Genomic DNA, 23100 nt, shown 5'->3' with positions numbered 1-23100 from the left:
CTCCTTGCCCATCGAGCCCGCCCATGACCTCAATCTCAGCCCGTGGCGTCGCCTACTCTGTCACCGCTTCCTGCCTGTTTGGCCTGGTTCCCTGGTATGTGAACCAGCTGCACCCCCTCACGGGGGATCTGCTGTTTTACGGTCGCATCCTCTTTTCCGCCCTATGCCTGCTGCCGCTGCTCTGGCTCAAGGCCCAGGGCCCGGCGATCCTGGCGATCCTGCGCTGCCCCAAAACCCTGACATTGATGCTCCTGTGTGCCGCACAAAACGGCCTGCAGTGGTACCTGTTTGTCTGGGCCCCGGTCAATGGCCTGACCAAGGAGCTGTCCCTGGGATACTTCCTGTTGCCCCTGACACTGGCCATGACCGGGGCCTGGGTGTTCAAGGAGCGTCTGCGGCGCCCTCAATGCCTGGCCATCAGCCTGGCCGCCATCGGGGTCGCTTTCGAGCTGGTTGTGCAGGGTACCCTCTCCTGGGTCACCCTGGCCGTCGCCGGTCTCTTCCCCCTCTATTTCGTCCTGCGCCGAATTGCCGGTGTCGCGCCATTGCCCGGCCTGATGTTCGAGATCGCCCTGTTCGTGCCGATCTCCCTGTGGGGCATGTGGCACAGCGCCCCCCTGAGCCAGGCCCTGACGCAACAACCCTGGCTCTGGCCCGGCCTGGTCGGCCTGGGGCTGCTCTCCGCCGCCTCACTGCTGCTCTACTTCTCCGCCTCCCAGGCGCTGCCGATCAGCCTGTTTGGCCTGCTCAGTTATCTCGAACCCGTGTTGCTGTTCCTGGTCGCCATCGCCGTGCTGGGCGAGCCCCTGGCACTGGATCAGTTGCTCAGCTACGGCCTGGTGGGCGTGGCAACCGCCATCGTGGCGCTGGATACCGCCCGGTTGGTACAAAAAAGCCGGACACCTTCGCGTCCGGCCATTCAATCCTAACCAAGAGCAACCCCCATGGCAGGTTACGCTCGCTGCGCGGGCTAACCCTGCCCTAGGGCCAACCGCAAAACAGGAAACGCGTCACTTCGCCACATTGCCCGCCACGTTCAGCGCATCCCAGGTGCGGGCAAAGGGTGGCGCATAAACCAGATCCAGCATGCCCAGATCTTCGGTGGTCATGCCGCTGTGGATCGCCGCCGCCAGGGTATCCACCCGCAGCACCGAGCCGGCTCCCCCCGCCACCTGGCCACCCAGGATCACCTTGCTGTCGGCATCATAGATCAGCTTGACCCGGATCCCCTGTTGCCAGGGCACATAGTTGGTGGTGTTCTTGTCGTTGATCACCACGCTCTTGATCCGGCGCCCCAAAGCTTCGGCTTCCCGCTCACTCAGGCCGGTACGACCCGCCTCGAGATCCAGCACCTTGACCGCGGCACTGCCCAGGGTCCCGGCAAAGCGTTTCTCGGCCCCGGCCAGGTTTTCCCCAATCATGCGGCCCAGCTTGTTGGCCGTGGTGGCCAGCGGGATGTATACGGCTTCCTGACGCACCCTGTGGTAGACGGTGGCACAGTCGCCGGCCGCGTAGACGTCGGGCAGGCTGGTACGCCCCTGTTCATCGATGATCAGGGCACCATTGGCCAGGGTCTCGATCCCGGTCGGCTGGAGGAAAGCGGTGTTGGGACGGACGCCGGTGGCGATCACCACCAGATCGGCCTTATAGGTGGCCTGATCGGTCTGCACCGCTTCCACCAGTTGCTCGCCATGGAGGGACTCAACCCCTTCCCCCAGGTGGACGGCCACGTCATGCCGCACCAGCTCCTGCTGGATCAGCTCTGACACCTCGGCATCGAAGGATTCGGACAGGACCCGATCGGCCAGCTCGATCAACCGGACCCGCTTACCCTGTTTGTGCAGGGCTTCCACCATCTCCAGGCCGATGTAACCGGCACCGATCACCACCACATCCTCGATATGGCTCTGCTCGGCCAGGGTGCGCAGGGTAAGGCCATCGGCCAGGGTCTTCACATAGTGTACGTTGGCCAGCTCCTGGCCGCTGATGGGCGGACGAACCACGGAGGCGCCGGTGGCGATCATCAGCTTATCGTAAGCCTGCTCAAACTCGTTGCCGGTGCGCAGATCACGCACCCATACCCGCTTGGCCTGGTGATCCACCGACAGCACCTGGTGGTGAGTCCGCAGATCGATCCCGGAGGCCTGAAACTGCTCGGCGCTGCGCTCGGCCATAAAGGCGGGATCATCAAAAAATCCGCCAACAAAATAGGGCAAACCACAGGCACCAAAGGAGACGACGTCACTTTGCTCAAAGACGGTAATGGTGGCGTCCGGTGCACTGCGACGGGCCTTGGCGGCGGCACTCATGCCAGCGGCTTCGGCACCAATGATCAAGATCTTCATAGGGTGTTCCAAAATAAAAAGGGCCGCCCCGAGGCAGCCCTTTGGGAATAATTAAGCTTAGGATACGGATTCCATATCCAGTTCCAAGTCCTGTTCGGCGTTAAACACTTCCATGTCGGTCTGACCCAGGATCCGGCTGGTAACGAAGCCGGAGGTGATGGCACCGTTAACGTTCAATGCGGTACGGCCCATGTCGATCAGCGGCTCGATGGAGATCAGCAGGCCGATCAAGGCGATCGCCTCATTGGGCAGCCCCAGGGCGGAGAACACGATCAGGGCGGCAAAGGTCGCGCCACCGCCGACACCGGCGACACCGAAGGAACCCACCACGATCACGGCGATCAGGGTACCGATAAAGCTCAGGCTCATCACATCCAGGCCGATCATCGGGGCAACCATCACCACCAGCATGGCGGGGTAGATCCCGGCGCAACCGTTCTGGCCAATGGTGGCGCCGAAGGAGGCGGCAAAGTTGGCCACACCGTCGGAGATCCCCAGTTGACGGGTCTGGGTCTGGATGTTCAGTGGAATGGTGGCGGCGCTGGAACGGCTGGTAAAGGCGAAGGTCAGCACCGGCCACACCTTCTTCATATAGGTCACCGGATTACCGCCCACCAGAGCCACCAGCAGCAGGTGCACGGCAAACATCAGCCCCAGGGCGACGTAGGAGGCCAGCACGAAGTTAAACAGGTTAAGGATGTCAGCAAAGTTGCTGGTGGCCAGCACCTTGGTCATCAACGCCAGGACACCATAGGGGGTCAGGCGCAGCACCAGGGTTACGATGCGCATCACGATGGCGTAGGCCACCTGCATAAAGCCATCGAACTTGGAGGCCAGCTCTGGCTGCTTCTTGTTGACCCCTAGGGCGGCCACACCAATAAAGGCGGAGAAGATCACCACGGAGATGATGGAGGTATCTCGAGCCCCGGTCATATCCAGGAAGGGGTTGGCCGGGATCACATCCACCAGGGTCTTGGCAATGGAGATCCCCTCGGCACGCCCTTCATTGGCCAGCAGTGCCGCGGCACGCTCCGCTTCACGTCCCCCTTGCACCAGGCCTTCGGCACTCAGGCCAAACAGCTGGGACACCAACAGGCCGATCAGGCCGGCGATGGCCACGGTGATCAGCAGGATCCCTATGGTCAGGCCGCTGATCTTGCCCAGGGACTCGCCGTCCTTGAGCTTGAGGATGGCACTGATGATGGAGACCATCACCAGAGGGACGATGATCATGCGCAGCAACTGAACATAGCCACGACCGGCAATGTCGAAGTAGGCAATGGAATCGGTCAGGGCACTGGCCCCCACGCCATAGAACCACTGCAGCAGCGCACCGTAGCCGACCCCAAGGCCCAGGGCGATGAAGACACGGCGGGTAAATTTAACGTGATCACGCTGCATCTTATAGAGCAGGGCAAACAACGCCAACATCACCAGGACATTGGCAAGGACGAAAAGATCCATAAAGTGGTCACCTTAGAGCCGGAAACACCAGCGCATTAGTCGTAATAGTGGGATTTGTTATTAGAATCCATTAAACCGGTAGAATTCACTCCGGTTCCCAGAGACGGGCAGGATACCCAAAGGACGCAGCACATCTATATTCCCAATGGGAATAAGAAATCGCCAACTTGTTATTACGACAGTGACTGGGAGCGACGGGCGCGTTGGTCCAGCTCCACCAGGACCCCTTCACGCAAGGCGCCACCGGCCTGACGCAGGCCGGGGATCTGCAGTTGCGTCATCAAGGCGGAGAGGATGGCGACACCGGCAGCAAAGGTGGGGCTCCGCTCGGCCTCCAGCCCCTCAAGGCTGGCACTGGTCAAAATGACCATCTCCTGTTCGATCTGAGCCAGGAACGCCGGGGTCAGTTCGGTCAGGGCGATGCCCCGGTTATCGGCCAGCTCAAAGAGACTTCGAATGGTCCCGGAAACCCCGAGAGCACTGTCCCAACGATGACAGGACAGTTCTGGGAGCAGGGGCTTCAACGCCCGCGCCACTGCCCGCTTGGCATCGGCAAAGGCCTTCTCGGAGATCCCCTGGGAGAAATAGGTGTGGGTATAGAGCACGGCCCCCAGAGCCAGGGAGTGCTTGAAGTCGATCTGCCGTTCGCCGATCACCAGTTCGGTGCTGGCCCCCCCGATATCCAGCACCAGGGCCGCGCCCTGTACATCGGTACTGGCCCGCATCCCCTGATAGATGTAGGTCGCTTCCTGTTCGCCGGAGATGATCTGGATGGGATAACCGAGCAGGGGCAAAGCCTGCCGACAAAAAGCCTGGCCATCGCTGGCCTGGCGCAGGGCCGCCGTGGCATAAACCGCCACCTGAGACGGTTGGTACTGCTTGAGCAGCTCACCAAACCAGGCCAGGCAGTCAAGCCCACCCTGAGCCGCCTTAGGATCGAGGGGCGCGCCGGCGCGCAGCCCTTCGGCCAGGCGAACCTTACGTTTGTGCTTGGCAACAACCTGGGGCAATGGCTGACCCGGGCGGGCCAGCAGCATATTGAAGCTGTTGGATCCTAAAGTTATGGCGGCCATTAGAGGGCCGCCATACCGGGATCGATCAGCCGTTACGGCGTTGGCGCCCTCCACGGGGGCCTCCCTGACGATCATGACGTCCACCGCCTGGGCGGCGCTGACGGGAGTGAGAGCGTTTTGGCCGCTCCAGATCCGTCAACAGGGCGTCGGCATCATAATTGGTCACCGGAATGCTGTGACCAATGTACTCCTCGATCGCCGGCAGGTTCATGGCGTATTGCTCGCAGGCAAAGCTGATGGATTTACCTGCTGCACCGGCGCGACCCGTACGACCGATGCGGTGAACATAGTCCTCACAGTCGTCCGGCAGATCATAGTTGAATACGTGGGTCACATCCGGAATGTGCAGGCCTCGTGCCGCCACATCGGTAGCCACCAGGAAGTCGATGTCGCCGTTTTTAAACAGCTCCAGGATCTTCACCCGCTTCTTCTGCGGTACATCACCGGAGAGCAGACCGACACGATGCTTATCCGCCGCCATCCAGGCATGAATGTCTTCACAGCGATGCTTGGTGTTGGCGAACACTATCCCCTTGTCCGGCCACTCCTCTTCGAGCAGGGTCAGCAGCAGGGCCATTTTATCCCGGTTCGAAGGGTAGAACAGCTCCTCTTCGATCCGCTCAGCCGTCTTGCGTTCCGGCTCGATCTGCACGTGTTCCGGCTCGTTCATGTGCTCATAGGCCAGTTCCTGCACCTTGAAGGAGAGGGTGGCTGAGAACAGCATGTTACGACGCTCGGTTGGCGCAGGCATGCGGCGGAACAGGTAGCGGATATCCTTGATGAAACCCATATCGAACATGCGATCGGCTTCATCCAACACCATCACCTGGATGCTATTGAGGTTGTAGACGCCTTGTTTGAAGTAGTCGATCAGCCGACCCGTGGTCCCGATCAGAATGTCGACACCGGCAGACAGGGTTTCACGCTGGCTGTCATAGCCTTCGCCCCCGTACGCCAGGCCCAACCTGAGGCCGGTGGCTTTGGCCAACGGCTCGGCATCCTTGCAGATCTGGATCGCCAGCTCCCGGGTCGGGGCCATGATCAGCGCCCGAGGGCTCTTGCCGTCATGGTTTTCCGGCGCGCCACGAGTCAGCAGCTCGTGGAAAGTGGCCACCAGAAAAGCCAGGGTTTTACCGGTGCCCGTCTGGGCTTGCCCGGCGATGTCTTTCCCGGCCAGCACGATCGGCAGGGTCAGTGCCTGGATCGGAGTGCAGTGGTGAAAACCACTGCTGGCCAGGGCATCAACAACAGAAGATGCCAGGGGAAAGTCCGCGAATTTCGTTTCAGTAAGATGGGTCTTTGTCATAACGGATGCAGCATATCGGATGCGCTTGCTATTGGGAACCGATCCAGTCAAATTATCGCCAGTCCAACAAGACTTTTTACAGGCCTTGAAAGCCTTGGTCGCCGGGCCCATATAGGAATGAACCGCGCCCTATCTACCCGGTACGGCTCAGATCAACTGGAGCAGAAATAATGAACGAAAAAATTATCGCCCTGTCCGATGACAGTTTTGAGAACGACGTATTAAAAGCCGAACAACCCGTTTTGGTGGACTTCTGGGCTGAATGGTGTGGTCCGTGCAAGATGATCGCCCCGGTCCTGGATGATCTGGCCGATGAGTACGACGGCAAGGTGACCGTCGCCAAGATGAACGTCGACCAAAATAGCGCCACCCCGGCCCAGTACGGGATCCGCGGGATCCCAACCCTGCTGCTGTTCAAGGGCGGTGAACTGGCAGGCTCCAAAGTGGGCGCCGCTTCCAAAACCCAGCTCAAAGAGTTTATTGACGCCCATCTGTGATCGGTCAGTCATTGCCGGGGCCACGTTGTTCGCCCCGGCACCTGACAGGGAGAAAGCGCTGGACGGCCCCAGTCAATGGTGCTAACTTCATTAACCAGTACATTTCTCGGCCTTTTAGAGGCTGAAATCTCCCTAAACATTCACAGTGACAGTGAAACGTTCGCGCTCCAACCGGTGCGCAAAACCGATCGAAAAGACCCACCTATGAACCTTACCGAACTGAAACAGAAGCCGGTCTCCGAACTGGTTGCCTTGGCAGAATCCATGGGATTGGAGAACCTCGCCCGGGCCCGTAAGCAAGATATTCTGTTTGCCATCCTCAAGGCGCACGCGAAAAGCGGCGAAGATATCTTTGGCGACGGCGTGTTAGAGATCCTGCAGGACGGCTTCGGTTTCCTGCGCAGCGCGGACTCCTCCTACCTGGCTGGCCCGGATGACATTTATGTTTCCCCAAGCCAGATCCGTCGTTTCAACTTGCGCACCGGTGATACCATTGCTGGCAAGATCCGTCCGCCGAAAGATGGCGAGCGTTACTTTGCCCTGCTCAAGGTGAACCAGGTCAACTACGACCGTCCGGAGAACGCTCGCTCCAAGATCCTGTTTGAAAACCTGACGCCACTGCACGCCAATGACCGGCTGCGGATGGAACGCGGTAATGGCTCCACCGAGGACATCACCGCCCGGGTTCTGGATCTGGCCAGCCCGATCGGTAAGGGCCAGCGTGGCCTGATCGTTGCCCCGCCTAAAGCGGGTAAAACCCTGTTGCTGCAAAACATCGCCCAATCCATTGCTCACAACCATCCGGATTGTGAGCTGATGGTACTGCTGATCGACGAGCGTCCTGAAGAAGTGACCGAGATGCAGCGCCTGGTCAAAGGCGAAGTGGTTGCTTCCACCTTTGATGAGCCCGCCTCCCGTCACGTTCAGGTTGCCGAAATGGTGATCGAAAAGGCCAAGCGCCTGGTCGAGCACAAGAAAGACGTGGTGATCCTGCTGGACTCCATCACTCGTCTGGCCCGCGCCTACAACACGGTGATCCCAAGTTCCGGCAAGGTACTGACCGGTGGTGTGGATGCCAACGCCCTGCACCGTCCGAAGCGTTTCTTCGGTGCGGCCCGTAACGTGGAAGAGGGTGGCAGTCTGACCATCATCGCTACCGCCCTGGTAGAAACCGGCTCCAAGATGGACGAAGTGATCTACGAAGAGTTCAAGGGCACGGGCAACATGGAGCTGCACCTGGCTCGCAAGATCGCCGAGAAGCGCGTCTTCCCGGCCATCGACTTCAACCGTTCCGGTACCCGCCGCGAAGAGTTGCTGGCCAACAGCGAAGAGCTTCAGAAGATGTGGATCCTGCGCAAGATCCTGCACCCAATGCAGGAGATCGAAGCGATGGAGTTCCTTATCGACAAGCTGGCCATGACCAAGACCAATGACGAGTTCTTCGACGCCATGAAGCGCGCCAAGAGCAAATAAATCGTCGTCCTAGATAAGACGCCCCACTCAATGAGCGGGGCGTTTTTGTTTGTCCCCGAGGTCACCTGGGCCCGTGGCATCAGGCCTTAGAAGATCACGCCAAGCTGCACCCGGCCGCCCATCTCATCCCCCTCACCGAACTCGCCCGCCAGGTCCAGGCTAAGCACACGCCCCGGACTGATCCCCACGCCAAAACTGAGACGTTCACCATGGTTGCCGGACAGATCGCTGCGGTAGCCCGCACGAAGCTGGGCATGACCCGAGAGATCGAACTCCAGCCCCAGTTTGAGCCAGCGGCTTGGCAGCCTGAACGCTTCGAAGGAGCGATCCTCCACCAGGTCCAGATCCAGCGCCCCGGTAACCCCTCCGTGCTGATAGGCAAGCCCGGCGACCCAGGTCGGCTGGAGTTCCAGCTGAACATGATCCCTGTTGCGCAGACCATGGCCCACTAGGTTATGCACCACCAGGCCAGCCTGCCAAGGCCCCAAGGCCTTGTGAAACCCCAGATCCAGGTTGAACTGACCACTGTCCCTGAGGTTGTCGTCGGAGGTCACCTCGTCGCTGTCGATGCTGGAGACCCTGGCCTGGTAGAAGTAGGTGTCGATCCGCTGATACTTCGGAGTCATCCCCAGGGCAAAATCCCCGATCCCCCGGGCATTGAACTGGCGGGCAAAGCTCAGGGCAAGCTCAGACACCAGCACGGCGTTGGCATCGGCGAAGGAGACCAGCATCTCCTGATCAAAACCGGGATCAACGCCATTCTCCAGATCCGTCACCGCATCCCGGATCACCTGGGCATCCTCATCGGCAAAGGTAAATACCCCATCGGCGTAGGCCGTCGCGCCCAGAGTCAGGGCAAACCCCAGAGACTCACTCGGCACATAGAACCCCAGACTGGGCGCCGCCGCCCCGCTGGGATTGGCCTGATCGAGCCGCTCCAGTTGGCTGATGGAGGTTTCGGACAGGTGCCGAATATTGGCCAGCTCACCGGCATTGGGGTTGCTCGCATCGAAGCCATCAAAAGCGGACTGCAGGGCATCCAGGCTCTCCTGCAGCGCATCCACATCGTCGACAGTCGCTTCATAGTCCCGGCCGATCCCGCCGATCCCCAGTTGCATGGCAAACCCCTGGCCAGATGCAGTGCGGGTGAGCAGGGCCGGGTTCAGGTAGCCCTGCCGGAACCCGCCCGAGGCGATCCCGGTGCCGGCCATGGCCCCTACCCGGGCATCGGCCAGGATGGCAGAGTGTGCCAGGGGCACGAGAGAGAGGGCCGCCAGGCCCCAGAGTGCAGGTTTCATTGACACATCCCTGTAAAGGAAAAATGCTCCGTCGAGCGCAGCATCAAGGATGCAGAAAAAACGGTCTCGGCTCAAACCCTATCGCCTCATCAGGAGTTGCCGGCACGAACGGCACTGCGCCCCAAACCGAACCTCACCCAACCCATGAGCCAAATGGCTAAACAACTGTTTCACATGACATATAAATCACGGAGAGATACAATGCGGCAACATTTAGAGGCATGGAAGTACAATTAAATGCGTTCAATCATCCTGGGCTGCGTTGCACTGAGTCTGGCCCCCTCGGCTTTCGCCAACACCCTGTCCGATCCCCGCGCCGTTGCCATGGCGGGCACCGGGATCAGCGCCGGCGATTTCCGCCAGGCAGCCCTGAACCCGGCCCTGTTGACTCGGTTCGAAGAGAACGACGACTTTGCCATGATCCTTGGCCTGGGCGTCCAGGCCCGAGAGTACGAAGATGGCCTGGATGATGTGGACGCCGCCGCCGACACCCTGGATGCGTTTGACGAGTTCCTCAACTACCAGTTCGACTATAACAATCCGGCTGACATTGCCCGGGCTCAAGAGCTGGAAGCCCAGCTTATTGCCGATCTGAAGAAGATCGACGGCTTCAATCCCGAGGCCCTGCTCTCGCCATTGCTGGGCTTCTATATCCCCAGCAAGAAAGTGGGCTTTGGCCTGACCCTCAGCAACTACACCGCCGTCAGTGGCCTGTTTCACTTCGATAAAGCCGATGAAGATCTGGTTAACCGTGTGGTGAAGGAAGCGATCCAGACCGGCAACGCCGAATTTGATATGGAGGATATCCAGTCCAACCTGGATGGCGTCGGCGTCGGGGTGACCGAGGTGGCACTCAGCTTCGCCACGGAGTTTGACGTACCGCTGTTTGAGAAGTTGGCGGTGGGGATCGCCCCCAAGGCCCAGCGCCTGGACACCTACTTCTATAATGCCAAACTCGGCATGTTCGACAGCGACGACTTCGAAGATGAGCTGACCTCGGACGATAACCTGACCGAGCAGACCGGCTTCAACCTGGATATCGGCCTGCACACCAGCTATGGCAAACACTGGCACTTCGCCCTGGTGGGGCGCAACCTGATCAGCCAGGAGCTGGAATCCTCTGTACCGGCCGGATTGGATCGTGATCCCCTGCTGTTTGAACTCAAGCCCAGCGCCCTGGGCTCAGTGGCCTACCAGAACTACGGCTTCACCCTGGCCGCCGATCTGGATCTGATGGAGGACAAGTCCTTCGAAGTGATCCGCGCTCCACAGCAATGGGCCCGTATCGGCCTCGAGTACAGCCTCTATGGCCACCTGCAGTTGCGCGGCGGCTACCGTACCGATCTGAGCGGTAACTATACCGATGTCATCACTGCCGGCCTGGGGATCTCCCCGGGCAAGATCTTCAATCTGGATGTTGCCGCCGAGATGGGCGAGGACGATGAACTCGGCGCCAGTGTGCAACTGGGCTTCCGTTTCTAAACCAGAGCCTATTCGCTCGATAAGAATGACAAAGCCCGCTCACTGAGCGGGCTTTCTGTTGTCAGAGAGTGGCCCTTAGACAAAGCCAGGTGATCACCGTTAGAACTTCAGCCCCAACATCAGCCCGGCCGCCAGTTCATCCTCCTCCCCCACTTCAGCGATCAGATCCAGGCTCAGTACATTCCAGGGGCTCAGCCCCAGGCCTGCACTGAGCCGATCGTCATAGTGACCCGCCATGTCATGACGGTAACCGGCACGGATCTGCAGATGACCGAAGAGATCATACTCGAAGCCCAGACGCACCCACTGACTCGGTAACTTAACCGACTCGAAAGAGCGGTCCTCGATCAGATCCAGATCCAGGGCCAGGGTGACACCATGGCCCTGATAGGCCCCGCCCATCACCCAGGTGGGTTTCAGCCGAAGCGACGTGCCTTCGACATCATACAGCTTATGGCCCAACAGGTTACGACCCGCCAGCCCCAGTTGCCAGGCTCCCCAATGGGCCTGCAGCCCCAGATCCAGGTTAAAGCCCTCGCTGGTTACCCAACCCAGAGCATCGTCCTCCTCATCAGAGCCGCTGTCCCAGTCGTCATCCTCGAAGCCTTCGCGCTCATGCACACTGTCGATCCGCTGATATTTGGTCGACAGGCCCAGCGCCAGGGGACCAAAGCCCTCGACAGTAAACAGGTGGGCAAAGCTCACCGCCACATCCGATACCGCGACGCCATTACCCTCCAGGTAGGAATGCATCTCATCCAGATCAAACTCACCGGATTCCAGTGCATCGTTGATCAGCGCCGCATCCTCGTCGTCATAGTGAAAACGCACCCCCGCATGAACCTGAGTCGATGCAGTGACCCCCCAGCCCAGGGTCTGATCCGGTAGGTAAAAGCCTAGGTGCGTGGCGACATCGGCCTCCAAAGCGCTCTGATCGAACTCCTCCAACTGAGTGATGGCCCGCTCCGCCAGACGTTGAAGTTCATTGGGATCCGTACCCGGCGTGTTGACCGCCCATTCGAACTCGTCCAGGGTATCTTCCAGCGCATGGAGATCATCTTCCATAGACTCATACCCCTGTGCTCCCGCCCCCAGGCCCATCCGCATGGAGAAGCGGCGGCGCGGTTCCAAGCGGGTCAGCAGGGCCGGATTCAGCTGGGCCTGGCTAAATTGGCCCGAGGCGACCCCAACCCCCGCCATGGCACCCACACGAGCATCGCTGCTGACATTCGCCATGGCGCCGGGCGCCAGGCAAAACGCCAGCGCCGCCATCGTCAATCGTGACATAAAAAATAACTCTCAACTCTTTGTTTTTATATAGCTTTGCTCTGTGGCAAAGGGGCGCTAAGAGTACAGCAACGAGAAGGGATTAATATGACCACTGGCTAAATCCGGTGGCATTTGGGTGGTTGTGGTTCGAGTCTATGAGCCAGATCACGGCGAGTGCGGATCCGGGCATGGGACCACCAGATAGCGCTCATCCTCCCAGTCCAGGCGATAGCATTGTGACTGCCAGAGATAGAGCGCCCCGCTGGCGGTTGGGATCAGCCTGGCATTGGCGGGCAGGCTGGCCCGACTGCCCTTTGCCACGGACTCCGAACGGATGGTGCTCTGTGGGGCGATCACCCGGGCCGGGGGCTTGGGCAAAGCGGGCCGTCGTGATGCTCGAGGAACATGGGGATAGCGGTAGCGATCCAGCCAGGGATCGTAACGATAACGGCCGTAACCCAGCCCATAACGCCCCTCATGCCAGCCGATACCATAGCCGGGGCGCCAGTGGCCCTGATGCCAATCGACGCCCAGATACAGATCGGCATCCGCCAGCGCCGCCATCGACAGCCAGGCCAACCCCAACATCCAAGGGCCAGGTTTCATGATCCCACCTCCTGATCTGTTTCTCCTTTGAGCCTAATCGGCATCCCCCCATGGTGCCAGCAGGGACAAGGTGCATCCGCCTCGCTATAATGGCCCGCACTGAGATGGACATCACATCAAGAACGAGAACAGATATCGTGAAGTTTCGGGATCTACGCCAATTTATCGCTCACCTGGAAGCCTCGGGTGAGCTCAAACGGATCAGCGCCGAGGTCGATCCCCATCTGGAGATCACCGAGATCAGTGATCGGGTGTTGCGCAGCGGTGGCCCAGCCCTGCTGTTCGAAAACGTCCGGGGCCACACCATGCCGCTGCTGGCCAACCTGTTTGGCACCCCCAAGCGGGTCGCCATGGCCCTGGGCCATGAAGATCCCAAGGCCCTGCGTCAGGTCGGCGAGCTGCTGGCTTTCCTCAAGGAGCCTGAGCCACCGTCGGGCTTCAAGGACGCCATCGCCAAGGTGCCCATGTTCAAGCAGGCGCTGAACATGCCCCCCAAAATCGTCCGCAAGGCCCCCTGCCAGGAGATCGTCCTCGAAGGCGACGATGTGGATCTGACCCGACTGCCGGTGCAGCACTGCTGGCCGGGCGATGTTGCGCCCCTGGTCACCTGGGGCCTGACCATCACCAAGGGACCCAATCAGAAACGTCAGAATCTGGGGATCTACCGCCAGCAGCTGCTGAGTAAAAACCAGCTGATCATGCGCTGGCTGGCCCATCGTGGCGGCGCCCTCGACTATCAGGAGTTCCAGCGCCAGAACCCGGGACAGCGTTACCCGGTTTCCGTGGCCCTCGGGGCCGATCCCGTCACCATTTTAGGGGCCGTCACCCCGGTGCCGGACAGCATGAGCGAATACGCCTTTGCCGGCCTGCTGCGCGGCGAGCGCACCGAGGTGGTCAAGTCCGTCAGCAATGAGCTGCAGGTCCCTGCCACCTGTGAGATGGTGCTGGAGGGCTACCTGGAGCCGGGATTGGAAGCACCGGAGGGCCCTTACGGGGATCACACCGGTTACTACAATGAGGTAGAAAGTTTCCCGGTCTTTACCGTCACCCATATGACCCTGCGTAAGGACGCCATCTACCACAGCACCTACACAGGCCGGCCGCCGGATGAGCCGGCGATGCTGGGGGTGGCGCTCAATGAGGTATTCGTGCCGATCCTCAAGAAACAGTACCCGGAGATCGAGGATTTCTATCTCCCACCGGAAGGCTGCTCCTACCGCATGGCGGTGATCACCATCAAGAAGCAGTATCCCGGCCACGCCAAGCGGGTGATGATGGGGGCCTGGAGTTTCCTGCGCCAGTTTATGTACACCAAGTTCATCATCGTCTGCGACGACGATGTCAACGCCCGGGACTGGAACGACGTGATGTGGGCCATCACCACTCGAATGGATCCGGCCCGGGATACGGTGATGGTGGAAAACACCCCCATCGACTATCTGGACTTCGCCTCGCCGGTGGCGGGCCTGGGATCCAAGATGGGCATGGATGCCACCAATAAATGGCCCGGTGAGACCGACCGCGAATGGGGCGAACCCATTGTCATGGACGAGGCGGTCAAACAGCAGGTCGACGCCCGCTGGGCGGACTATGGCCTTGAATGAAAAAGCAGAATAATAACGAGCACTTATGAGCCAGATCCCTTGCCAGGTCGTGTCTGTCACGCCCTTTAACGACACCGTCTACCGCGTCACCCTGAAACCGGTCCAGCCCCTGGCCCACCTGCCGGGACAGTATCTGTCCGTGGTGATGGGCGACAAGGACAAACGTCCCTTCTCCATCGCCTCGGCCCCGGGCGCCGAACATCTGGAACTGCATATTGGCGCCGCCGTGGCGGAGGGGTATGCCATGCAGGTGATCGAGCAGTTGCAGGGGAGTGAGCGCATTTCCATTGAGGGACCCTTCGGCCAGGCGCACCTGCGTGCCGACAGCGGCCGTCCACGGATCCTGATCGCCGGTGGCACCGGGTTCTCCTACCTCCACAGCATGATGGAGAGCCTTATTGCCAGTGGCGATACTCAGACCACCTTCCTCTACTGGGGCAGCCGGGACGCCGACAGCATGTATCTGCGCGAGGCCGCCGAACAGTGGGCCAAGCAGCATCCAGCATTAACCTTTATCCCGGTCTTTGATGACGCCCCCCAGGGCGAACGTCAGGGGACGGTGATTGATGCGGTGTGCGAGGATTTCATCAGCCTGCACGATTACGATGTTTATATCGCTGGCCGTTTCGAGATGGCCGGAGCCGCCCGGGAGCGCTTCCGTGAGCAGGGCGTCCTCGACGCCCACCTCTATGGTGATGCCTACGCGTTTCTGAAGTAGTCGGCATCGTGCCGGGCTGTTGCTCGGCCTGCCGCCCAGAAGGAGTGACACCATGACCGACTCGAGGTTGCAACCCGTCTGGGGTCGACTGATCAAAGGGACGATGCTTGTTGGCGGACTGCTGATCGCCCAGGCCCTCTACCTCACGCTGGTCGAACAGCTCCACCTCAATATGGGGATCGCCGGAATACAACGTATTGCCGGGACTGCCGGACTGGGGTTACTCCTGCTGATCACCGCCAAGCTGTTCCTGTTGCTCATCCAAGGCGCCCAAGGCGATCACACCCCCTAGCCCGCCCGGCAACCCCGGGCCCCATCCCCACCAGCCCTCGACTATACAAAAATATACAAAGAAGAGAGTGACAACCCCTTGCCTATCGCTAGAGTGGAAATGGTTAAGTTCTAGGCACTTATGGAGCAATGGCGCAGTGACTAAGAAACACAAGAGAGTGAATATCCTGGCGTTTGCCGCCCTGCTTGGCACCGTCCCACTGGCCCAGGCAGACGTCCGGGTTCCGGCCCTGTTTGGCGACAATATGATCTTGCAGCAGCAAACCGACAACGCCATCTGGGGCTTTGCCGATCCCGGTGAGCAGATCCGAGTCAGCGCCAGCTGGGGCGCCAGCGCCAGGACCACCACCGACGCCGATGGCAACTGGAAACTGATGCTGCCCACCCCGAGCCATGGGACGGGGCACAGGCTCACCATTGAAGGCAGCAACACGCTTACCTTTGCCAACGTTGCGATCGGCGAGGTGTGGCTCGCCGCCGGGCAATCCAATATGGGCTGGGCGGTCAAAAACACCTTTACCGCCGATGAAACCCTCAAGCAGGCGGCCAATCCCAAACTGAGGATCTACCAGTCGGAGCGCCAGCACTGGCATGAGCCCCTGCTCGACAATGCCACCGGGCGTTGGAAAGTCGGCTCCGCAGAGTCGGCGGCAGAAACCTCCGCCGTCTCCTACCACTTTGCCAGCACCCTGCAACAAGCCCTGGGACTCCCCGTGGGGATCATCGTCCAGGCCTATGCCGGTACCCCCATCGAAGGCTGGATCCCAAGAGAGCTCCAGCTTGATGATCCCCGAGTCGCGGCCCTGATCGCCGATATGGATAGACGCTCACGCCGTTTCGACCGTGATCAGGCCCTGCAAACCTATCAGCAGGAGCTGGCCACCTACAAAGCCAAAGTGGCGGCCGGTGACATCATGAAAAACAAGAGCCGCAAGATCAAACCGCCGATCATCACCAAGCCCGCCAACCTGGGTCATCAAATGCCAGGACACATCTTCAATGCCATGATCCACCCCGTCCGTCCCTATGGCATCAAAGGGATGATCTGGTATCAGGGAGAGCGCAACTCGAAAGACGTCGCACAGGCGTTGAACTATCGCCAGCAGTTGGCCCAGATGATCGGCTACTATCGCCACTCCTGGCATCAGATGAGCAATGGCAATGTCGCCGCTGACTTCCCTGTGTTCTTTACCCAGTTGCCCAGCTGGAATCCCCCCCAAACCCTGCCGGTCGAAGGTGTCGAGGCAAGCTGGGCGGTGAACCGCGAGATGATGCGGCTGGTCAGTGAAGAGGTGGCCAATACCGGTTTGGCCGTCGCCATCGATACCGGCGATGCGGTGGAGCTCCATCCCAAGAACAAGCGTCCCATCGGCCTGCGTCATGCGGCCCTGGCGCTGAGCCGGGTCTACGGCTTCGACAATATGGATACCGGCCCACGCCTGAAAGAGACGCGCCTCAACGGCAGTCAGCTGGTGCTCACCTTTGACGCCGTCGGCCAGGGGCTGCTTCCCGCCCGGGATGCCCCCCTCGACAGCTTTGCCATCGCCGGTGAAGACCAACAGTGGCACTGGGCCGATGCCAGGATCCAGGGGGATAAGATCATCCTCTCGGCCAAGGCGGTCAACAAGCCTGTGGCTGCCCGCTACGCCTGGGCGATGAATCCTTCACAGCGCAACCTGCTCTATAACAGGGAGGGTTTCCCCGCCTCACCGTTCCGCACCGACGACTGGCCGCTGTATGATCCGGAGCAACCCACCGTCACGGTACTCAAGCCGAGCAAGCCCGAGGGCTACCAACCCAAAGACTGGCAACGGCCAGCAATGACGTTCTAAAGCCCTTCCAACACGGGGTTGACTGGCATGTCAGCCGGAAAACCCCGTCCTGTCATTCTGCCTGCCGTCGCCCCCTGGCAAAGTCACCTGCAGATCTGAAACCACTGGCGGATCCTTGTCCAGAGTCACAGTTTCCCCCCCGTCAAAACGGCATAATCCCGCCCGAAAATTCTCCCACCGGCCTAGCACAATGACTCTCTTCACCCTGATCGATGGCGGCACCCATCCTCTACTCCCAAACCATAGCCTGACCCTGCTGACCCCTGAGGATATGCCCGCTATCTGTCGTATGCTGGCCGACGAACGAGTCAATCAATACCTCTTTTTTGCCCCTTCACCGGAGCCGGTCTATTACGACTACTTCCTGCCGCAGTTTGAGGCGATGCAATCTGCCATCGCGACAGGCAAGAAACCCGGCGTCCTGATGCTGGCCCTGCGCGATGAGCAGGGGGGATTCGCCGGGATGGCCGCCCTGTTGGCCCGGCAAGGCAACCCGGGTCACTTTGATCTGGGCTATCAGTTGCCCCATTCAAGCTGGGGCAAGGGACTGGCCACCCGCGTTTGCCGGATACTGAGCCAGATCGCCTTCGAGGAGTTGGGTGCCGAACAAGTCTGGGCGGATACCTATGACACGAATCGGGCCAGCAAGCGAGTGCTGGAGAAGAGTGGCTACGGTCGCAGCCACAAGGTGTATGAGCACTTCGAGGAGGGCACCGTGGATCAGTGCTGGTTTAGCCAGACACTGGCCCAATACCAGCGCTCCCGGGCGGTGGCCAGCCTGTAACTCAAAATGCCGAAGGGATCTCGGCGTTTTTTGATTTATCGCAGGGCATAATCCAGCACAATGGCGGAGAACAGGATAGCCCCGGCCCAGTTGTTGTTGAGGAAGGCCTTAAAACAGGCTGGCCGCTCACGCTGCCGGATCAGCCGCTGCTGAAAAACAAACAACAACGCCATGGCCGCCACGCCCGCCGCATAAGCCAGGCCCAGCCCTAGACGGATCCCGATCCCCGTCAACAGGATCAGGGTCAGCCCCTGAAACAGGCCTATCCAATGCCGATCCCAACGGCCGAACCAGATGGCACTTGAGCGGATCCCAACCTTCAGATCATCCTCACGATCCACCATGCCGTACATGGTGTCGTAGGCCACGGTCCAGCACCAGTTCGCGGCAAACAGGTACCAGGCAATGGTGGGCACAGTGCCGGTCTGGGCGGCAAAGGCCATGGGAATGGACCAACTCCAGACGATACCGAGAAACATCTGGGGGGCTGGCAGGAAACGTTTGGTGAAGGGATAGATGGCGGTCAGTACGATCCCGACATAGGCCAGTTTCACCGTCAGGGCATTGAGCTGCAGCACCAGGGCATAACAGAGCAGGCCAACCAGGACAAACAGGGCCAGGGCTTCTCGCGCACGGATCTCGCCGCTCGCCAGCGGTCGTTGTCGGGTCCGCTCCACATGACGATCCAGTTTACGATCGGCAAAATCATTGATGATGCAGCCATTGGCTCGCATCAGCCAGACACCGACGAAGAAGACAACCAGGACGAAGGGATCTGGCAGGCCACCGGACGCCAGCCAGAGGGCCGACATGGCGGGCCAGAGAAGGAGAAAGGTTCCAATGGGTCGGTCCAACCGGGCCAAACGAAAATAGGCATCGAGACGCCCTTGCATCACTGCGAGCATGGATCAGCCTTATTGTTATTCTAATTGCCGCCATTATGCGGCATTGCGCACACCCTGTCAGCCCATCCGCTCGCCCGGATCACAGTTTCCCGGGCCTCCTCCAGATGGTACCCGCACAGCCCATCCAAACTCGCCCTGCATCAAAGAAGCGGGTACCCCAAGGTACCCGCCGACAAGAAAGCGCGGACTACTGCCAGTCCCAGCCCCGTTTCGGCTGACCGTAATCGGCACTGCGATCAACGCTGAACCGGCCATGGGGATGATTCGCCATCATCGCCAGAAATGCCGGATGGCTCAGCCTGACCAGGTGTTCGTGATCACCCGCTTCAATAAAGATCTCCTCCTCTTCACTGAGCTGATCATCGTAAATAGTCTGGATATGATAGGGATCACCCGTCGCAGGCAGGGCCCCAAGTTCACAGTCCTCGAAACTGCCCTTGAGTTGATTTTCCGTGATCAGGCGCAATTCACGGCCCAACTGCTCACTGAGTTTCCTCAGGATCACCCGATTCCCCGCAGGTACGACGGCCAGGATCCGCCGTCCCTCATGATCTTCCAACATCACTCCCTTCGCCGTTTGCCTGACCGGCACCCCGGCACTGATGGCGGACTGCACAGCCGACTGACTATGAGGATGGGGCACCAGAGAGTAGGACACGCCCAAACTCTTGAGATAATCACAAACTCGGATCGCAATGGCCATATTGACCTCCTTGCCCAGACTGGGCGCTGAATCTAGTACCCCTTAAGTTTAGTCCGCCTAGATCCGGAAGCGCTCCAATTGCTGCGCCAATACCGTCGACTCTTCGGCCATCACCTGGCTGGCACCCTCCAGCTCAGAGGCCAAACGTACGACCTCACACCCCGCCTCGTTAACAGCATGAAGGTTTTCATTGATCTGAACGGCCACCACACTCTGCTCTTCGGCGGCCGTGGCGATCTGCGACACCCGCTCACTGGCGAGCGTCACCCGCTCACTGATCTGGACCAACATCTGACTGACCGACTCGATATCATTGACCCCTTGTACGGCCAGTTCCCGACTGCGCTGCATCCCGGCAACCGATTCACCGGCATCGCCCTGCAGGCGCTCCACCGTGCATTTGACTTCCGATGTGGACTGCTGGGTTCGACTGGCCAACTGACGTACCTCATCGGCGACCACGGCGAAGCCTCGCCCCTGCTCGCCAGCCCGCGCGGCCTCAATGGCAGCATTGAGTGCCAACAGGTTGGTCTGATCTGAGATCCCATCGATGACATCGGTAACCTCGGTGATCGCCATCACGCCGGACTGCAAGGCCTCAACCTGATCGGCACTGCCGCGGATCACCTCAGCAAGTTGCTCAATTCTTTGCTGACCCTGATGCATGCTCGCCTGCCCTTGCTGACTCGAACTGCTGAGTTCTTGGGCTCTAAGAGCGGTATCTTCCGCATGCCTGGCCACCTCCGTGACGGTCTGACTCATCTGTTCCATGGCCGATGCAACCTGGATGAGCTGCTCTTGCTGGGTTGCGATCTGCTGTTGGCTCGCACTGCTGTGGCTAAGCAACAGCTCGGCCTGCTGTCGATTCTGCCCCACCGCCTGCTGTACACGCTGCACCAGCGTCGCCAGATCGCTCCGGGCCTTGCCCAAGGCCCGGGACAGCATGCCCAGTTCGTCCCGGCGATCATCCAGGGCAGAAGCCTCGTGGCGCAGATCCCCTTCCGCCAGGCGCTGACACAGGCGTTCCAGATGATGCAGGGGTCCAACGATATCCCGCCGAATGGCCCAACCGATCAAGACCGGCAGGAGGATGCTCACTATCCCCACCAGCAATAGCTGCTTCACCGCTTGCCAGATGACGCTGTTGATCTGCACGGTATCGATCCCCGCACCTATCACCCAGCCCCAGGGCGCAACCTGTTGAACGTACGAGTGCTTCTCTTTCACCGCCTCGCCGGGCAATTGCAGATGGTAAACCACCTGACCCGCCCCCTGACGCCTTGCCACATCCAACATCGCCTGCCAGTGAAAATGCCCCACCCCATCGGTCACCGGGCGCATATCCTGTCCCAGGCTGTCTGGCCGGTGCGGGTGTACCAGCAAAGTGCCTTTGTCATCCAGCACCCAGAAATAGTTTTTGCCATCAAAACGCTGGTCAGTAATGGCTGCCTTTGCCGCCGCCTGAGCCTGCGCTTGGCCCAACACCGGCTCTAACTTCTGATACTCGGCCAGCAGGCCCGCCGCGATCGACACCTGGCCCTGCAAACGGGCATCGGTATAGGCCACCGTACGCTGTATTGATGTATAGGTGCCGTAACCAAAGAACAGCAATACCAGAGCAACGAACAAGATCTGAAACAGGCTGAGCTTACGACCGATGGACAGGTGGGAGAGTAGTGACATGGGTGGCTGACTTCCTTTTCAAGTTTATCCTCTTCCCATCACATCGTCCCTGGAAGAGGGCAGGCAAAGCGATACCCACCAACTCTAATCGACGATCAACATCATGAAAACAAAAACAAAAATCCAGTCACAACTTCATTTCATCTGTTCGCGTCCATGAGGGGAATTCAGGTCCAGTTTGGGTCCCTTAGGCACCACCCGGGTCGGGTTAATCATGTCATGGCTGTAGTAGTAGTGCCGCTTGATATGGTCGAAGTTGACGGTGTCAGCCACCCCGGGCCACTGGTAGAGCTCGCGTAAATAGCCCGACAAATTCGGAAAACTGGCCAGCAACTGGCGATTGCACTTGAAGTGGCCGTAATACACGGCATCGAAGCGGACCAGGGTGGTAAAGAGGCGCCAATCTGCTTCGGTGATACGCCCCCCCAGCAGGTAGCGGCTGTCGCCCAGTCGCGCCTCCAGCCGATCCAGGGCACCAAAGAGTCGCTCATAGGCGGCCTCATACGCCTGCTGGGTCGTAGCAAAACCGGTTCTATAGACCCCATTGTTGACGTTGTCATAGATCTCCAGGTTGATCTCCTCGATCGCCTCCCGCAGCTCCAGCGGCCAGTAGTCATCCTGATTGCCCGTCAGATGATCGAATGCGCCATTGAACATGCGGATGATCTCACTGGACTCATTGTTCACGATACGCTGACTCTGGCTATCCCAGAGTACGGGAACCGTCACCCGCCCGCTGTAATCCACCTGGCTGGCAGTATAGATCTGGTGGTGGTAGTCGAAGTCATAGAGGCGATCACCGCTGGAGCCACTGGCCCGATCAAAGCTCCACCCTTGATCCAACATATCCGGACTGACGACGGACACATCGATATAGTCCGCCAGCCCCTTGATCGTACGGAAGATCAACGTGCGGTGGGCCCAGGGGCAGGCCAGGGATACATAGAGGTGGTAGCGCCCCTTCTCCGCCTTGAATCCCCCCTCGCCCGTTGGACCGGGGGCACCATCAGGCGTGATCCAGTTGCGCAGGCGAGCCTGTTCACGAACAAACTCCCCCTTGTTACTCTGGGTGTCATACCAAACGTCTTGCCAGACGCCATTCACCAACTGTCCCATGATCCTGTCCTTCTTTTATTGGGCCTGATCCCATGTTAGTTCGCCATGAACGAAGAAAAAGTGCAAAGAGACGGCATCAACGTGCGATTTAGTCGAACGGTCTATGCCGAATAAGAAAGAGCCCGGCATAGGGCCGGGCTCGAGTCGGGCAAGAGTGCTCCGCGTTTACTTCGCAAGTTTCGCGTCCAGGCTCCACTTGTCCGCACCATACACGGCCAGCAGCAAGAAACCGCCGGCGAGGCCAATGTTCTTGGCAAAGCTGTTGAAGTCATTAGCCAGATCACCGTGAAAGATCAACGCTGAAAGCACACAGAAGCCGGACAGCAGGAAGGCCACGATGCGGGTCTGGTATCCCAGGATCAAGGCGATACCACCGCCCAGCTCCAACAATACGACGGGATAGAGCAACACACCGGGGACGCCCATGGACTCCATCCAACCCTGGGTACCGGCAAAGCCCCCGATCTTGTTATAGCCGGCAACGACGAAGAGAAACGCGAGGGCGATACGAGCCAGCAGATCCGCCGGAGCTGCCAGGGAGTTACGTACATCAGTCATGGGTTATTCCTTTCTGCAATTGATTGAGAGACCCATGCATAATAGTCCCAAGGAATAAGAATAAAATCGCAAAAAAACGGCCTTATCTTTCGA

Annotated in this window: 21 protein-coding genes; 9 read left to right on the top strand and 12 right to left on the bottom strand. The window is 59.6% G+C overall.

The window, feature by feature from the left end; all coding sequences use genetic code 11:
• Positions 1-23: 23 nt before the first annotated feature.
• Positions 24-929 (top strand): EamA family transporter RarD, encoded by a 906-nt coding sequence (rarD, locus tag AC2D8U_RS13740; RefSeq protein ID WP_484619635.1) that lies wholly within the window; start codon positions 24-26, stop codon positions 927-929.
• Between the two features lie 81 nt (positions 930-1010).
• On the opposite strand, the gene AC2D8U_RS13735 is transcribed toward rarD, so the two are convergent.
• The 4 genes from AC2D8U_RS13735 to rhlB form a co-directional block, all read right to left on the bottom strand.
• A complete protein-coding gene (locus tag AC2D8U_RS13735) occupies positions 1011-2345 on the bottom strand; it encodes a CoA-disulfide reductase (protein WP_484619634.1) in 1335 nt (444 codons plus the stop codon).
• A gap of 57 nt (positions 2346-2402) precedes the next feature.
• Positions 2403-3809 (bottom strand): L-cystine transporter, encoded by a 1407-nt coding sequence (locus AC2D8U_RS13730; protein WP_484619633.1) that lies wholly within the window; start codon positions 3807-3809, stop codon positions 2403-2405.
• A gap of 173 nt (positions 3810-3982) precedes the next feature.
• Complete coding sequence (locus tag AC2D8U_RS13725) at positions 3983-4882, bottom strand: Ppx/GppA phosphatase family protein (RefSeq protein ID WP_484619632.1); 900 nt, start codon at positions 4880-4882, stop codon at positions 3983-3985.
• Positions 4883-4907: 25 nt separating this feature from the next.
• Entirely contained in the window at positions 4908-6188 is a 1281-nt protein-coding gene (gene rhlB / locus AC2D8U_RS13720) for an ATP-dependent RNA helicase RhlB (protein WP_484619631.1), read from the bottom strand.
• Positions 6189-6358: 170 nt separating this feature from the next.
• Between rhlB and trxA the strand changes: the two genes are divergently transcribed.
• Together trxA and rho are read left to right on the top strand one after the other, a co-directional pair.
• On the top strand, positions 6359-6685 hold the full coding sequence (gene trxA, locus AC2D8U_RS13715; protein ID WP_484619630.1) for a thioredoxin TrxA: 327 nt from the start codon (positions 6359-6361) through the stop codon (positions 6683-6685).
• Between the two features lie 204 nt (positions 6686-6889).
• Entirely contained in the window at positions 6890-8158 is a 1269-nt protein-coding gene (gene rho / locus AC2D8U_RS13710) for a transcription termination factor Rho (RefSeq protein WP_484619629.1), read from the top strand.
• A gap of 86 nt (positions 8159-8244) precedes the next feature.
• Here rho and traF (AC2D8U_RS13705) read toward each other — a convergent pair whose 3' ends face one another.
• Complete coding sequence (traF, locus tag AC2D8U_RS13705; protein WP_484619628.1) at positions 8245-9456, bottom strand: conjugal transfer protein TraF; 1212 nt, start codon at positions 9454-9456, stop codon at positions 8245-8247.
• A 237-nt stretch (positions 9457-9693) separates the two neighbouring features.
• Between traF (AC2D8U_RS13705) and AC2D8U_RS13700 the strand changes: the two genes are divergently transcribed.
• A complete protein-coding gene (locus AC2D8U_RS13700; RefSeq protein WP_484619627.1) occupies positions 9694-10938 on the top strand; it encodes a conjugal transfer protein TraF in 1245 nt (414 codons plus the stop codon).
• Positions 10939-11037: 99 nt separating this feature from the next.
• On the opposite strand, the gene traF (AC2D8U_RS13695) is transcribed toward AC2D8U_RS13700, so the two are convergent.
• Together traF (AC2D8U_RS13695) and AC2D8U_RS13690 are read right to left on the bottom strand one after the other, a co-directional pair.
• The gene (gene traF, locus AC2D8U_RS13695; protein ID WP_484619626.1) at positions 11038-12225 is read right to left on the bottom strand and encodes a conjugal transfer protein TraF; all 1188 of its coding nucleotides are present in this window, start codon (positions 12223-12225) and stop codon (positions 11038-11040) included.
• 147 nt (positions 12226-12372) lie between these two features.
• Positions 12373-12813 carry a hypothetical protein gene (locus tag AC2D8U_RS13690; RefSeq protein WP_484619625.1) on the bottom strand — a complete coding sequence of 147 codons (441 nt, stop codon included), beginning with the start codon at positions 12811-12813 and terminating at the stop codon, positions 12373-12375.
• A gap of 137 nt (positions 12814-12950) precedes the next feature.
• Between AC2D8U_RS13690 and ubiD the strand changes: the two genes are divergently transcribed.
• From ubiD to AC2D8U_RS13665, 5 genes are all read left to right on the top strand, one after another.
• Positions 12951-14417 (top strand): 4-hydroxy-3-polyprenylbenzoate decarboxylase, encoded by a 1467-nt coding sequence (ubiD, locus tag AC2D8U_RS13685; RefSeq protein ID WP_484619624.1) that lies wholly within the window; start codon positions 12951-12953, stop codon positions 14415-14417.
• A gap of 25 nt (positions 14418-14442) precedes the next feature.
• The gene (gene fre / locus AC2D8U_RS13680) at positions 14443-15135 is read left to right on the top strand and encodes an NAD(P)H-flavin reductase (RefSeq protein WP_484619623.1); all 693 of its coding nucleotides are present in this window, start codon (positions 14443-14445) and stop codon (positions 15133-15135) included.
• Positions 15136-15187: 52 nt separating this feature from the next.
• Entirely contained in the window at positions 15188-15427 is a 240-nt protein-coding gene (locus AC2D8U_RS13675) for a hypothetical protein (RefSeq protein ID WP_484619622.1), read from the top strand.
• A gap of 136 nt (positions 15428-15563) precedes the next feature.
• The gene (locus tag AC2D8U_RS13670; RefSeq protein WP_484619621.1) at positions 15564-17258 is read left to right on the top strand and encodes a sialate O-acetylesterase; all 1695 of its coding nucleotides are present in this window, start codon (positions 15564-15566) and stop codon (positions 17256-17258) included.
• 190 nt (positions 17259-17448) lie between these two features.
• Positions 17449-18042: a GNAT family N-acetyltransferase gene (locus tag AC2D8U_RS13665; RefSeq protein WP_484619620.1), complete on the top strand. Its 594-nt coding sequence runs from the start codon at positions 17449-17451 to the stop codon at positions 18040-18042.
• 35 nt (positions 18043-18077) lie between these two features.
• On the opposite strand, the gene ubiA is transcribed toward AC2D8U_RS13665, so the two are convergent.
• The 5 genes from ubiA to AC2D8U_RS13640 all read right to left on the bottom strand — a co-directional run bounded on the left by ubiA (position 18078) and on the right by AC2D8U_RS13640 (position 23007).
• Positions 18078-18947, bottom strand: a complete 870-nt coding sequence (gene ubiA / locus AC2D8U_RS13660; protein ID WP_484619619.1) for a 4-hydroxybenzoate octaprenyltransferase — start codon at positions 18945-18947, stop codon at positions 18078-18080.
• A 187-nt stretch (positions 18948-19134) separates the two neighbouring features.
• Positions 19135-19650, bottom strand: a complete 516-nt coding sequence (locus AC2D8U_RS13655) for an aminoacyl-tRNA deacylase (protein WP_484619618.1) — start codon at positions 19648-19650, stop codon at positions 19135-19137.
• Positions 19651-19707: 57 nt separating this feature from the next.
• A complete protein-coding gene (locus AC2D8U_RS13650) occupies positions 19708-21333 on the bottom strand; it encodes a methyl-accepting chemotaxis protein (protein ID WP_484619617.1) in 1626 nt (541 codons plus the stop codon).
• A 135-nt stretch (positions 21334-21468) separates the two neighbouring features.
• On the bottom strand, positions 21469-22449 hold the full coding sequence (locus AC2D8U_RS13645) for a glutathione S-transferase family protein (protein WP_484619616.1): 981 nt from the start codon (positions 22447-22449) through the stop codon (positions 21469-21471).
• A 165-nt stretch (positions 22450-22614) separates the two neighbouring features.
• Positions 22615-23007: a DoxX family protein gene (locus AC2D8U_RS13640; RefSeq protein WP_484619615.1), complete on the bottom strand. Its 393-nt coding sequence runs from the start codon at positions 23005-23007 to the stop codon at positions 22615-22617.
• Positions 23008-23100: the final 93 nt, after the last annotated feature.

It is taken from the genome of Ferrimonas sp. YIN67 (assembly GCF_057219095.1).
Note: the sequence above shows the minus strand (reverse complement) of the source record. Positions and strands in the feature narration are given on the sequence as shown.

Coding starts and splice junctions, on each gene's coding strand:
- rarD (WP_484619635.1), top strand. CDS start 24: ATGACCTCAATCTCAGCCCGTGGCGTCGCCTACTCTGTCACCGCTTCC.
- AC2D8U_RS13735 (WP_484619634.1), bottom strand. CDS start 2,345: ATGAAGATCTTGATCATTGGTGCCGAAGCCGCTGGCATGAGTGCCGCC.
- AC2D8U_RS13730 (WP_484619633.1), bottom strand. CDS start 3,809: ATGGATCTTTTCGTCCTTGCCAATGTCCTGGTGATGTTGGCGTTGTTT.
- AC2D8U_RS13725 (WP_484619632.1), bottom strand. CDS start 4,882: ATGGCCGCCATAACTTTAGGATCCAACAGCTTCAATATGCTGCTGGCC.
- rhlB (WP_484619631.1), bottom strand. CDS start 6,188: ATGACAAAGACCCATCTTACTGAAACGAAATTCGCGGACTTTCCCCTG.
- trxA (WP_484619630.1), top strand. CDS start 6,359: ATGAACGAAAAAATTATCGCCCTGTCCGATGACAGTTTTGAGAACGAC.
- rho (WP_484619629.1), top strand. CDS start 6,890: ATGAACCTTACCGAACTGAAACAGAAGCCGGTCTCCGAACTGGTTGCC.
- traF (WP_484619628.1), bottom strand. CDS start 9,456: ATGAAACCTGCACTCTGGGGCCTGGCGGCCCTCTCTCTCGTGCCCCTG.
- AC2D8U_RS13700 (WP_484619627.1), top strand. CDS start 9,694: ATGCGTTCAATCATCCTGGGCTGCGTTGCACTGAGTCTGGCCCCCTCG.
- traF (WP_484619626.1), bottom strand. CDS start 12,225: ATGTCACGATTGACGATGGCGGCGCTGGCGTTTTGCCTGGCGCCCGGC.
- AC2D8U_RS13690 (WP_484619625.1), bottom strand. CDS start 12,813: ATGAAACCTGGCCCTTGGATGTTGGGGTTGGCCTGGCTGTCGATGGCG.
- fre (WP_484619623.1), top strand. CDS start 14,443: ATGAGCCAGATCCCTTGCCAGGTCGTGTCTGTCACGCCCTTTAACGAC.
- AC2D8U_RS13675 (WP_484619622.1), top strand. CDS start 15,188: ATGACCGACTCGAGGTTGCAACCCGTCTGGGGTCGACTGATCAAAGGG.
- AC2D8U_RS13665 (WP_484619620.1), top strand. CDS start 17,449: ATGACTCTCTTCACCCTGATCGATGGCGGCACCCATCCTCTACTCCCA.
- ubiA (WP_484619619.1), bottom strand. CDS start 18,947: ATGCTCGCAGTGATGCAAGGGCGTCTCGATGCCTATTTTCGTTTGGCC.
- AC2D8U_RS13655 (WP_484619618.1), bottom strand. CDS start 19,650: ATGGCCATTGCGATCCGAGTTTGTGATTATCTCAAGAGTTTGGGCGTG.
- AC2D8U_RS13650 (WP_484619617.1), bottom strand. CDS start 21,333: ATGTCACTACTCTCCCACCTGTCCATCGGTCGTAAGCTCAGCCTGTTT.
- AC2D8U_RS13645 (WP_484619616.1), bottom strand. CDS start 22,449: ATGGGACAGTTGGTGAATGGCGTCTGGCAAGACGTTTGGTATGACACC.
- AC2D8U_RS13640 (WP_484619615.1), bottom strand. CDS start 23,007: ATGACTGATGTACGTAACTCCCTGGCAGCTCCGGCGGATCTGCTGGCT.